At 63.3% G+C, this 11,956-nt stretch carries 11 protein-coding genes and 1 other RNA gene; 6 read left to right on the top strand and 6 right to left on the bottom strand.

The window, feature by feature from the left end:
- Positions 1 to 8 precede the first annotated feature (8 nt).
- The 3 genes from modA to AC0NID_RS18495 form a co-directional block, all read right to left on the bottom strand.
- Positions 9 to 803 carry a molybdate ABC transporter substrate-binding protein gene (gene modA, locus AC0NID_RS18505; protein WP_473459021.1) on the bottom strand — a complete coding sequence of 265 codons (795 nt, stop codon included), beginning with the start codon at positions 801 to 803 and terminating at the stop codon, positions 9 to 11.
- A gap of 287 nt (positions 804 to 1,090) precedes the next feature.
- Positions 1,091 to 1,885: a thymidylate synthase gene (locus tag AC0NID_RS18500; RefSeq protein ID WP_473459023.1), complete on the bottom strand. Its 795-nt coding sequence runs from the start codon at positions 1,883 to 1,885 to the stop codon at positions 1,091 to 1,093.
- Between the two features lie 147 nt (positions 1,886 to 2,032).
- Complete coding sequence (locus AC0NID_RS18495) at positions 2,033 to 2,344, bottom strand: DUF2853 family protein (RefSeq protein ID WP_473459025.1); 312 nt, start codon at positions 2,342 to 2,344, stop codon at positions 2,033 to 2,035.
- Positions 2,345 to 2,513: 169 nt separating this feature from the next.
- Between AC0NID_RS18495 and ssrA the strand changes: the two genes are divergently transcribed.
- Both ssrA and AC0NID_RS18485 read left to right on the top strand, forming a co-directional pair.
- Positions 2,514 to 2,871: a transfer-messenger RNA gene (ssrA, locus tag AC0NID_RS18490) on the top strand.
- A 136-nt stretch (positions 2,872 to 3,007) separates the two neighbouring features.
- On the top strand, positions 3,008 to 3,589 hold the full coding sequence (locus AC0NID_RS18485) for an AAA family ATPase (protein WP_473459027.1): 582 nt from the start codon (positions 3,008 to 3,010) through the stop codon (positions 3,587 to 3,589).
- A gap of 31 nt (positions 3,590 to 3,620) precedes the next feature.
- Here the strand turns inward: AC0NID_RS18485 and AC0NID_RS18480 are convergent, their stop codons facing one another.
- Entirely contained in the window at positions 3,621 to 4,826 is a 1,206-nt protein-coding gene (locus AC0NID_RS18480) for a multidrug effflux MFS transporter (RefSeq protein WP_473459029.1), read from the bottom strand.
- A 164-nt stretch (positions 4,827 to 4,990) separates the two neighbouring features.
- Here AC0NID_RS18480 and AC0NID_RS18475 point away from each other — a divergent pair, with 164 nt between their 5' ends.
- The 4 genes from AC0NID_RS18475 (at position 4,991) to AC0NID_RS18460 (ending at position 6,826) form a co-directional block, all read left to right on the top strand.
- The gene (locus AC0NID_RS18475; protein ID WP_473459031.1) at positions 4,991 to 5,680 is read left to right on the top strand and encodes a TetR/AcrR family transcriptional regulator; all 690 of its coding nucleotides are present in this window, start codon (positions 4,991 to 4,993) and stop codon (positions 5,678 to 5,680) included.
- Between the two features lie 118 nt (positions 5,681 to 5,798).
- Positions 5,799 to 6,332: an SspB family protein gene (locus AC0NID_RS18470; protein ID WP_473459033.1), complete on the top strand. Its 534-nt coding sequence runs from the start codon at positions 5,799 to 5,801 to the stop codon at positions 6,330 to 6,332.
- A 15-nt stretch (positions 6,333 to 6,347) separates the two neighbouring features.
- A complete protein-coding gene (locus AC0NID_RS18465) occupies positions 6,348 to 6,584 on the top strand; it encodes a DUF4169 family protein (RefSeq protein ID WP_473459035.1) in 237 nt (78 codons plus the stop codon).
- A gap of 11 nt (positions 6,585 to 6,595) precedes the next feature.
- The gene (locus tag AC0NID_RS18460) at positions 6,596 to 6,826 is read left to right on the top strand and encodes a ribbon-helix-helix domain-containing protein (protein WP_473459037.1); all 231 of its coding nucleotides are present in this window, start codon (positions 6,596 to 6,598) and stop codon (positions 6,824 to 6,826) included.
- A gap of 12 nt (positions 6,827 to 6,838) precedes the next feature.
- On the opposite strand, the gene AC0NID_RS18455 is transcribed toward AC0NID_RS18460, so the two are convergent.
- Positions 6,839 to 7,782, bottom strand: a protein-coding gene (locus AC0NID_RS18455) for an IS630 family transposase (RefSeq protein ID WP_473459538.1) whose coding sequence is annotated in 2 segments (ribosomal slippage) — positions 6,839 to 7,446 and positions 7,446 to 7,782 — 945 coding nt in all. Because the reading frame shifts where the segments join, the coding sequence is not laid out codon by codon here.
- Positions 7,783 to 7,978: 196 nt separating this feature from the next.
- Positions 7,979 to 11,947, bottom strand: coding sequence for an AsmA family protein (locus AC0NID_RS18450; protein ID WP_473455085.1), 3,969 nt, complete (start codon positions 11,945 to 11,947; stop codon positions 7,979 to 7,981).
- Positions 11,948 to 11,956 lie beyond the last annotated feature (9 nt).

Genomic DNA, 11,956 nt, shown 5'->3' with positions numbered 1-11,956 from the left:
GTCGTGCCTCAGTTGCTCGGCGTAAGAACCGTAAAACCCTGCGCCTTGAAGAGCTCGCCTGCCTTGGCGGACTGCAGGCATTTCAGGAATGCCGGCGCATCCTTGTCCTTCGAATCCGCCGTCTGGGCAACCGGGTAAACGATCGGCAAATGCGAATCCTCCGGGAAGGTGCCGATCACTTTGACGCCGGGCTCGGCGTGCGCGTCGGTGGCGTAGACGATGCCGAGTGCTGCTTCGCCTGTCGAGACCAGCTTGAGTGCTGCGCGCACATTCTCGGCCTGTGCCACCTTGCCTTCTACCGAGGACCAGACGCCGAGCGCTTCAAGTGCCGCCTTGCCATATTTGCCGGCCGGTACGGCCTTGGAATCGCCCATGGCAAGCCTGCCCTCGCCGATCAGCCCGGCAAGATCAAAACCCTTCTCGATCTTAGTTTCGGCCGTCGAATCCTTTGTCGCCACCAGCACGATCTCGTTGCCGAGCAATTTCACTTCCGTGTCCGGCTTGATCAGCTTCTTTTCGAAAAGGTATTTCATCCAGTCGAGATCGGCCGAGATGAAGATATCGGCCGGCGCGCCGCCCTCGATCTGCTTGGCCAATGCGGAGCTTGCCGCATAGGAAATGCTCGCCGCCTCGCCGACATCGGCCTCGCAGACGGTGTTCACTGCGTCCAGGGCGTTCTTCATGCTTGCCGCGGCGAAGACGATCAGCCTGTTATCCGCGTGGGCAGCCGGCATCGCGGCGATCAACATCGTGGCGAGGCCGGCAATGGCCGCCGTCGACAATCCGAAACCTTGGCCCACCAATATGAAACCCTCCTGGGCTTGAAAAATCGATCGGCGCAAGCCTGCCGATCGATATATCCGCATGAATATAACAAGGGAAGGGTTTTTGCCAGCCTTAGCCTGGACAATGGCCCAGTCAATGGCATTGCGTGTCGCTGCCACCGCTCGCGATCAATTGAGGTGGATACAGCGCAACGATACAGGCCGATGCCCTAGGTCGAAACATCGGGTGTCGTGGTCGGCATCGACGAACTGACGACAGCCGAGCGATTTCAAGACAGGGTAGGTAGAAGCCCGATATTTGCGGCTCACACCGCGATAGGCGCCTTGATCGTCGCGTCGGCGAGATAGTTTTCCAGCCGGAAATCCTCGAAGCGAAAGGCAAAAAGATCCTTCACCTCCGGATTGATCCATAGCGTCGGCAGTGCCTTGGGCGTGCGCCGCATCTGTTCGCGTGCCTGTTCGAAATGGTTCGCGTAAAGATGCGCGTCGCCAAGCGTATGGACGAAATCGCCAGGTTTCAGCCCCGTCACTTGCGCCACCATCAGCGTCAGCAGCGCATAGGAGGCGATGTTGAACGGCACGCCGAGAAAAATATCGGCGGAACGCTGGTAGAGCTGACAGGAGAGCCTGCCTTCCGAGACGTAGAACTGGAACAGGCAGTGACAGGGTGGCAGCGCCATTGCTTCCACTTCGGCCGGGTTCCATGCCGAAACGATCAGCCGCCGGGAATTAGGATTCTTGCGTATCTCCTTCAGAAGATTCGCAATCTGGTCGATGGCGCCGCCATGGCCGTCCGGCCATGAACGCCATTGTTTGCCATAGACCGGGCCGAGGTCGCCATTCTCGTCGGCCCATTCGTCCCAGATCGAGACGCCATGGTCGTTGAGGTATTTGATATTGGTGTCGCCGGCCAGGAACCACAGAAGTTCATGCACGATCGACTTCAGGTGAAGCTTCTTTGTGGTGGTGACCGGAAAGCCGCGCGCGAGGTCGAAACGCATCTGGTAACCGAACACCGAGCGCGTTCCGGTGCCGGTGCGGTCGCCGCGATCGGCGCCATTTTCCAGCACGTGCTTCAAGAGGTCGAGATACTGGCGCATCGGCTTCGGCTCGATTCGGGTTACCGCCCAGCATAACCGACTGGCTGCCGGCCGAACATATCAAAGCGCAGAATGTTTCAACAAGCGGCTGCACTCTGGGGCTGACGCGGAAATCGCGCCAGCATTCCGCCTGATGCAGGATGATTGTCAGAGGCTGGCGAGCTTGCCCAGGTCCTTGGCGACAAGGTAGTAGAAGGTCACGCGGCTCTTGGTGTTGTCGGCCTCCATCGCCTTGCAGGTCTTTTCGATGGCCGCGTCCGCCTTGCTGCCGTCGGCGATGCCGAGCTTCTTCGCAACCCAGTTGTCCTTGACGCGCTCGAGCTCCTTGGGATCCGTGCAGGACACCAGCGAGGAATCGCGGTTCCTGAGCGCAATGCCCAAATGCTTCACGATCTTGGCGACCGCGTCGGCATCCGCCGCGGAATCGTATTTCTTCACGTCTGCGAGATAGTCGGCCATCAGATTTCCCCTCGTCGGCGCCACGGGATCCGGTCGATGAGGGTTGTGGCGCGCTGCCGCAAATATGCGCTAGGTCGGTAAACGCCTCACCGCCGCAAAGCTTCGGTTGAGACCGTTCACAAGTCAACCCTTGGCGATGCCGTTTGACACAGCGACAAAGCGCCGGCGAGGCCTTTCATTTTCCATGATCGATCCCTATATTCGCGTTGTCGGCTTGACCGACTATGGCGATAAACAGGCGATGAAATAAGCCGTTCGGACCCGGGGGCGGTACCCGGCGCCTCCACCAAAAACCGCTCTGTCGAAGAGCGGCTTTTGATGGGGGCGAAATAGGATCGACGAAGGTGTAAAGATCGTACTTTTGCCCGGCATTGTACCACCGTTATCGGGCTAAACTTATAGTTGCCAACGACAACTATGCGGAAGCACGTCTCGCCGCGTAAGCGGTGCGATAGCTTCAATTCAAGCCCTAGTGGTTCGCACTTCTAGGCGGGGTTCGGAGGTACCTGGCAACAGAAACCTCCACTTCTCCCCCTCCGATTCCTGTCTCCCCCCTCGATATCGCAACGGCAGCAGGCTTGCTGGCCGCGCTTCTTGCGCTGCGTCCTTCGCGACGCTGTCTTGCGGCAGATGCGGGCGGCGCATTCATCAAAGGGCTGAAAAATGCAAAACCACTCCGATCGATTTTTCGCGCTGACCGGCGGTCCGGGTTCCGGCAAGACCACATTGATCGAAGCCTTGCGGTCGGCCGGCCTTGCAACCTTTCCCGAAGCCGGACGCGGCATCATCCGCGACCAGTCGGCGATCGGAGGGCCGGCCCTGCCCTGGCACGATCCGGCGCAGTTCGCGGAGCTTATGCTGTCCTGGGAACTGCGCTCCTATCGAGCCGCCCTCGAACAGGATGGTCCCGTCTTCTTCGATCGCGGCGTGCCGGACACTCTTGGTTATCTGCGTCTCACCGGCCTGCCGGTGCCCGACCACGTCAGGCACGCCGCCGAACGCTTCCGCTACGCCGGCCGTGTCTTCATCGCACCGCCATGGCCGGAAATCTTTCGCCAGGACAGCGAGCGAAAGCAGACCCTCGAGGAGGCCGAGCGCACCTTTCACGCGATGACCAATACCTACACGGGATTGGGCTATGAGCTGGTCCCCTTGCCCTTGGCGCCGATCGAGGCGCGACTGCGATTCGTCTTCGCGGAGGCAGGCTTGCCGCTTGAGCCCAGACATGAAAAAGGCCGGGTCTGACCCGGCCCTTCATACTCTCGCTGGACGGCATCTACTCTGCCGGCGCTTCGACAACCTCCCGCCCGCGGGCGAGCGTCACCTTGGCCAGCATGAAGGAGATCACCGCACAAAGCGTGATGCCGGCCACCATCGGCAGCGGCGTGCCGTCGAAGAACACACCGGCGATGCCCATGGCGACCGCACCGATGGCGAAGTGCAGCGTGCCCATCAGCGCCGAAGCCGTGCCGGCGATCTCGCCATGCTCCTCCATGGCCAGCACCGACGTCGTCGGGATCACCAGGCCGAGGAACCCATAGCCGACGAACAGAAGCGCCGCCATCACGTCGAGCCGGTCGACGCCGGACGCCATGACCGCGAACAGCACCACCATCGTCGTCGCATACCCGACCACCGCGACCCGCACCACGGGCCTCAGCCCGAACCGTTCCGACAGCACCCCCGTCAACTGCGACATGCCGATGAAGGCAACCGCATTGATCGAGAAGAACACGCTGTAGATCGACGGCGACAACCCGTAATGGTCGATCAGGATGAAGGAGGAGCTCGACAGATAAACGAAGAAGCTCGCGATCCCGAAGCCGCCGATAGACGCCAGGCCAAGGAAGTTGCGGTCGCCCATCAGGAAGCGATAGGCCGAGAGCGCGGTGCCGAACGAACTGCCTGCGCGCGCTTCGGCCGGCCGCGTCTCCTTGAGCGAGGTCGCCAGCATGATGGTGGCGAGTACCCCCATGCCAGTCACCGTCCAGAACACGGCACGCCAGCCGAAATTCTCGATGATGACGCTACCGGTCAGCGGCGCCAGGATAGGCGACACCGAAAACACCAGCATCAGGAGCGACATCAGCTTGGCAGCTTCGGTGCCGGTGTGCAGATCACGCACGATGGCGCGCGGCACCGCCATGGTTGCGCTGGCGCCGAGCCCTTGCAGGAAACGGAAGGCGATCAGCCATTCGGCCGATGGCGCCAGCGCCGAGCCGATGCCGCCGGCCATGAACAGGGCGAGACCGCCGTAGAGCGGCAGCTTGCGCCCGACCATGTCGGAGATCGGTCCGACGACGATCTGGCCAAAACCCATGGACAGAAAGAAGATCAGCAAACTCATCTGCACGGCAGCGGTGCTGGCCTGCAGATCGGCACCGATCGAAGGCAGCGCGGGAAGATACATGTCGATGGCGAACGGACCGATGGCGGACAACAGGCCGAGCACGACCGCGATGCGCAGGAATTGGGGACTCATGATAGCAGGCTTCTTTCAAGTCTGGTTTGCCGCCAACCGGCGTAATCCTAGGACGTTCCATCCCGTGAAATTCGGACTCTACTACCGAGTCGAAATCCCTTCGAGTTAAGTCCATAAATTTAGACACTCTTGTCTAATTCGTCAATCACATCTATATAGTTTCCATGAAGCTCCACGTTTCTCCTGACACGATCCCGACACGCGGCCATGAGGCCAAGCGCGTATCCATCATGGACGCTGCCGGCAAGGTGTTCTGCCGCGAGAGCTTCGCCGGCGCCAACATCGACATGATTGCCGCCGAGGCCGGCGTTTCTCGCCAGACGATCTACAACCACCATGGCGACAAGGAGAACCTCTTCGTCGCCATCGTCCGCGATCTCACCGAGCGCTGCAATGCCGGAATCTTCGCCACCATTTCCACCTTTCCGGACCAGCCGAAGGATCTCGAGGCCGATCTGATCGCCTTCGCCGTGCGCATGAACCGTAACTGTGTCTGCAACCGCGATGGAAAATTCCTGCGCAAGCTGATCCAAACCGAGGGCGAGCGCTATCCCGAGCTCTTCGCCGAATGGCGCGAACAGGGACCGGGCAGGACGTGGCCGGCGATCGCCGCCCGTTTCGCCCGCCTCGCCCATGCCGGTTTCCTCGACATCGACGATCCCGATGTCGCAGCACGCCAGTTCCTGGCTCTTGCCAATGCCGAATTGCAGACGACCTTCATGCTCGGCGGCACGCCCGATGACGACGAGGTGTTGCAATCCGCGACGCACGGCGTCCGCACCTTCCTGCGTGCCTTCGGCAAACGGCCACCGGCGGCCGATGCGCAAGAGCACAGACCGCCCACTGGCGCCTGAGCGATCAAATCTCAGCCAGTGCCCCCTCGCATCTGCGCCATCGGCTCTATATCCGGTTTACGCCGCGCTCAAGCTTGATTACAGCTATGCGGACGATTCAACGGAACCCGACAGCCACATGGCCGACGACCACATCCGCTACGACATTCTGGCCCAGGAGGCACTGCGCGGCGTCATGCGCAAGGTCCTGGCCGAAGTCGCGCGCACCGGCCTTCCCGGCAATCATCATTTCTTCATCACGTTCCTGACCGGAGCCCCGGGCGTGCGCGTGTCTTCGAGGCTGCGCGAGCGCTACCCCGAGCAGATGACGATCGTCATTCAGTTCCAGTATTGGGACCTGAAGGTCAGCGATACCGGCTTCGAGGTCGGGCTGTCTTTCTCCGACGTGCCGGAAAAGCTGGAAATCCCGTTCTCGGCGGTGCGCGGCTTTTACGACCCGTCCGTCAATTTCGAGCTCGAATTCGACGTGAAGACGGAGACCTCGGCAGACGAGGAACCGGCCGGCCCGCCTGCCGAGCCGCTGGCCATCGTCGCCGAGAAAAAGCCGGAAACCAAGAAGAAGGCCGCCGAGGCCGAAAAGAAGCCTGCCGCGGCCGACGCCGCGGCCAAGGGCGCCGAAGTGGTGTCCCTCGACGCCTTCCGCAAGAAGTAGCCGACGGGCCGCGCGATGGCCGACATCGTCAATCTCCGCCATGCCCGCAAACAGAAGGCGCGCGCCGAAAAAGAGCGCCTGGCCGAACAGAACCGGTCGCTGCATGGCCGTTCCAGGACCGAGCGGGAGCGTGACCGGCTGGCCGCCGACAAGAGCGAGAAGTTCGTTTCAGGTCACCGCCGCGAAAGGCCTGACGACCAGAGCATCGGACCGAAAAGCGCGCAGCTGTTTTCGGATGAATCCGATGCCTGAAATGAAGTGAAATGAGCCCGGTCGAGAAACGCTCGGTGACCATTCGCGGCCATCGCACCAGCTATTCGCTCGAAAGGCCCTTTTTCGACGATCTCGTCGCCATTGCGGCTGCGCGAAGACTGACGCTCGCCGCTCTCGTGGCCGAAATAGACGAGGCCCGGCCGCGCGATGCCAACCTGTCCTCGGCGCTCCGGCTCTACGTCCTGGATTGGGCGAAGCGAGGGACGAAAAGTTCTTTCTAGAGCGGGATGAGATTACCTCCAGTCATATCCTGAGTTTGCGAAATAATTTGAGCACTCGACAGGTGTGACGCGGTTGAGAATCTGGCCGATGGCGTCGCAAACCGTTTCGACGGTCCGTTTTGCGGCCTTTCGCAGCCAGTGCTTGAGCTTGGCGAAGAGCTGTTCGATCGGATTGAGGTCGGGCGAGTATTTCGGCAGGAAGAAGAGCCTCGCGCCGGCGTTTCGGATCGCGCGGCGCACGGCCTTGCCTTTGTGACTGCCGAGATTGTCCAAGACGACGATGTCGCCCGGACGAAGGGTCGGCGAGAGAACCTTCTCGACATAGAGGAGGAACCTCTCGCCGTTGATCGGCCCGTCGATGAGCCAAGGCGCGTCGACGCGATCCTGGCGTAGCGCTGCCAGGAAGGTCATTGTCTTCCAGTGGCCATTGGGAACTTTGGCCTTGATCCGCTGTCCGACCGGCGCCCAGCCCCTGAGCGGGGCCATGTTGGTCTTGGTCCAGGTCTCGTCGATGAACACCAGGCGGGCGGGGTCGATCCGGCCCTGATACTGAACCCACTGCGCCCGCCGGCGCGCCACATCGGGACGGTCCTGCTCGGCGGCGATCAGCGTCTTTTTTTATGCGACAGCCCCTCGGCGTGCACGAACTCCCACACCGAACGATAGTCGACCTTCAGGCCGCGCTCGCCAAGTTCGGCGACAAGCCCGCGCAAGGTGAAGGCCTTATCCCGGCAACGCTCGACCAGCCAGTCGCGCCACGCCCCCGATATCTTCTTCGGCTTATAGCCGCCGACCTGGCGGGGCTTGACGCTGCCGGTCTCCTCGAAAAGCTTCAGCCACTCGATCGCCGCGCTGTAGCTGACCCCAAAGCGAGCCGCCGCCGCACGCCGCGACATGCCCTCCTGCTTGACCGCTGCCACAACCCGTTCGCGAAGGTCCATCGAATATGATGCCATCCATGCTGGCCTCCTTCCCAGCATCGATGTTGAATCAGATCATTGCTGATTTGGGAATCCTACGACTCCTACAAATCCCATCCCGCTCTAGATCGCGATCTCGAACCGAACGCCCGCGTCAGCGAGAGTGGTCAAACAAGAAAATAGAGCCCATCCCGTTTCTGTCGGGTTGGAACGGCGCAGGCTGCAGGTCGAGCTATCCGCCGCCCAGCGACTTCAGCAAATTGTCGATCGACGAAGGTTCAAGCTTTGGCGCGGATTCTGCTGGCGGCGGGTTGTCGCCGGCCGGCGGCAGAGGCGCGCGCTCCACTTTCCGCGCCCGCGCCGCGGCGGCCCTGCGTTCGGCGTCGAGCTTAGCCTTCTCTTCCGCGGCGATCCGCATCGCCTCTTCCGCCCTCTGGCGTTGCTGTTCCTCGGCCTTCGCCGCCTCGTCGGCCGCCTTTCGCGCCGCTTCGGCATCCGCCTTGGCCTTTGCGTCCGCCTCGGCCTTGGCTTTAGCCTCGGCTTCAGCCCGCGCCTGCGCATCCGCCCTGGCCTTCGCCTCTGCTTCGGCCCGAGCCTTTGCCTCGGCTTGAGCCCTTGCCTCGGCTTCCGCCTTTGCCCTGGCATCCGCCTCGGCTTGCAGCCGCGCCGCTTCCTGCTGCTTGCGCAATTCCTCGGCTGCCCTGTCACGCTCGGCTTGCAGGGCCGCGTAGTAACGCACCTCGCGCCGCAACCGCTGTTTTTCAAGCAGTGCCGCCTGCATGGCCTCGACCCGCTGCTGCTCCTTTTCCAGCGCGCGCTGGGTCAGGAACTGCGCCAGCGGCTCGCTGTCGAATTCACGTTTCGCGGCGCCGAATGGCCCGTCGACGCTGAAATTCACGGTCGGATCGGAGCCGACCAGCGCTTCGTCACCGGGCCGATACGTGATCGAACCACTGGCGGCGACCGTGCTGGCGTTCAGGTCCGCCGTGATGTCGGCGGACAGCGCCGCTGTCGGATTGTCCAGCTTGACCGGCGGTGCCCTCAGCCTGCCGCCGGCAATTGTGAAGGCGATATCCGTATCCCCGGCCGGAAAACTGCCATCCGCGGCGATCTGCGGCGCGAAACCGGCGGTCTTGGCCGCATCGATCTCACGCCCGATCGCATCGGCCTTGGCGATGAAGGCCCCAAAGGCGTCGGGATTGACGCCGGCAATGGTCAGGCCTTTCAGCGCCGCCGTGCCGGAACCGGACAGCGCTGCAACCATCGCGTCGATCGATTTGCCGCTGGTCGAAAGCGCTGCCGAGAAATCGCCGCTTCCGCTGATGCCAGCCTGTGGCAGCACGGTCGCCAGATCGGCGCCGGAAAGTTTCATCTGGCCGGAGAAAAGCCCGGTGCCATCATTGTTCTTCAGCTCGAACAGCCCGGAAAGCGCCCCGCCGGAGAACTTCGCCTTGAGGTCCGAAACGCGGATGCCTTCCAGGTCGAGCTTCAGCGCCAACGCCGCATCATAGACCGTGGCAAGCGGGCCAACAGCCAGCGATGCCGCGGTCAGGTCGAGGTCGGCGGTGAACGCCAGGCTGGACTTCTGGCTGAATGGGGCGGTCGGCCAGGCCCTGCCGGTGCCCAGGAAGGCCTGGTCGCCGAACAGCGTCACCGCCATCGGGTCGAGATCCAGTTCATCGAGCGCCAGCGCGCCGGCAAGATGCGGCAGCCCGTCCTTGACGTCGACATTGACGTCGCCTGATACCGCCGCCTCGTTGATGGCGCCGTTGAGGCCGGACAGCACCAGAAGGCCGCTGCCGAAATCGGCGTCGGCCGTAAGCCATGTCGACGTGCCCGTCCCCATGCCCGGCAGGCCGACGCCCGTCGTCATCAGCCACGGTTCGATGTCGGCGGCCTCCAGGCTTATCTTGCCCTTGCCGGTGGGGCCCTGTGGCGTGCCGGCGACCGTCCCGTCGAAGCCGGCCTTGAAGTCTTCGCCGGCGAGGCTGAAGCTCGTCGCCATGCCGCCGCCAAGCGTGCCTCTGACCGAGACATCGGTGGTCGCCTCGCCAAGCATGCCGAGCGGCAGCGCCGGCAGGCCATAAAGCGCCAGAAGCGCTGTGGCGTCGGCATTCCTGGCGTTGAAGGTCAGCGCCACCGGCGCCTCGAGGAGCCGATCGGCCACCCCTTTGCCGGACAGCGACGCCGAAAACGCCGAGCCGCCGGCCTTGCCTTGCGCGCTGACCGCGAGCCCTGTCGTGCCATCGCCATTGGCGGCGGCACTCGTCACCAGGTCGATGCGCGCATCCTGGAGCAGCTCGGGATAGGCCGCCACGCGTGCCGCCAGTCCCTTCAGCACGGCATTGTCCGGATAGTGCCGCGCCGCCACGTCCACCAACGGCTTGAGGTCGACAGCGACGACTGAGGCATCGAGCTTGCCGGTCGGGCTCACTGGGAAATCCTTGATCCGGCCGGTGGCGCTGATCGAGGCGCCGGCAAGCCCACTGAGCGAAAGCCGGTCGATTTCGAGCAGCCCGTCACGCAATCTCAGCGCCGTGTCGACCGTCTCGGCGGTCAGCCCGCCGGCGCTGACCGGCCCCGCCTTGATCCGGAAATCGAGGTCGCGGTCGGAAAAACGGTTGGCGCCCTTGTCGCTGATGAAGATCGAGGCGAAGGCGGCGAGCCCATCGACATCGAGTTCGCCACCGTCGAGTTGCATCAACACCGACGACCTGGCGTCGTCGGGCTGGCTGGAATCGATGCGGCCGGAAAATCTCGCCTTGCCGAGAACGAGCTCGAGGTCGCTGAAGGCCTGGCGCCTTTCGCTCAGCTCGACCTCGGCCTTGAAGCCGGCGGCCGGCAGCCGGCGAATCGCCTCGTCGACATCCTTCGACAACCAGGCGGCAAAGCCGGAAGGCTGCCCCACGGCCAGAAGCAGCGAACCGGTGAAGCCGAAATGATCCTCGACGCTGAGCATGCCGTTTGCCTCGAGCTTGGTGCGACCGGGGAGCGTCGCGGCCAGCGACTTCACCGACCAGCCGCCCTCGGCCGGTTCAGCGGAAAGGCGCACGTCGCGGACCGTTGTGTCGCCGGCCAATACCGCCGGCAGCTTCACCTCGACGGTGCCCGGCATGGTCGGCTTGGGCAGATCGTGCAGCGCCTGCTCCAGCGCCGCGACACGTGTCGACAGCGTCAATCCGGTCGAAGCGCCGACAGCTTCATCGAACTCCACCTGCGCGCCATCGGCCTCGATCGAAAAGCGAGGGTTCGGCCCAAGGTCGACGGCAGCCTTGCCGTCGGCGGTGTAGGGATTGTCGAACGGCCCGGTCTCGAAGCGGAATTCGTCGATGCCAAGCTTCCGGTGGTCGAGCGAGAACTTGCCGTTCAGCCTGAACCCCGGCTCCGGCGTGCCCGCGTTGGCCGTCACCGTCTCGCCGTCGGTGCCGTTGGGCTGCGCCGAGCCCCTTGCGGCGCCATTCTTGTCGGAGCCTGCGACCTTGAACTGGCCTGAATAGGTCGCGGCACCGTTGACGATACCGGCGTTACCGTCGGCCTCGATGACCAGCGGATAGGCGTCCGGACCGGCCTTGAGCCGAACCCGCATCTGCCCGTCGCCACCGGCCTTGCCGGTGGAGGCGACGACCGTGCTGCGCAGACCGTCGAGCCGGAGCGAACCATCCATCCGCCAAGGTCCGGCCAGCGTTTTGGCAGAGATCGTCGAGTTGATCTCGGAAAGGAGATGGCTGCGCCCGCCGGCGGCATGGCGGAGCGCTATCTCTCCGTCCGTCACTGTAAGCTTCTCGATCGAAATCTGGCTGGGATCGAACGGCGAGGACGGGCGTATCGCCCAGTCGACCGTGCCGTCGGCGGCAACGTCGATCGTCGCCTTTGGCCGCACCAGCCGCATGTCGAAGATCAGCACCTCGCCGCTGAGGAAGGGCGCCAGTTCGGCATCCATCGAAAAGGTCTCGACGGTCATTGCCGGCTGGCCGCCGGGGCCGCCGGCAACGGTGACATTCGAGAAGGTCACCGAGGGAAACGGCAGCAGCCTCGCCGTCGCATCGCCCTGAACGGTGACCTTGCGGCCCAGAATGGCGCTCGCCTCGCGTTCGAAATCGGCACGGTAGCCCGTCCAGTCGATAAAATACGGCACCACCAGCGCCGCACACAGCACCAGCACGAAAAGGCCACCGAAGATCACGAACAGGCGTGCGAGCATCAGCTCCCG

This window comes from Mesorhizobium sp. WSM4821, from assembly GCF_055901555.1.
Note: the sequence above shows the minus strand (reverse complement) of the source record. Positions and strands in the feature narration are given on the sequence as shown.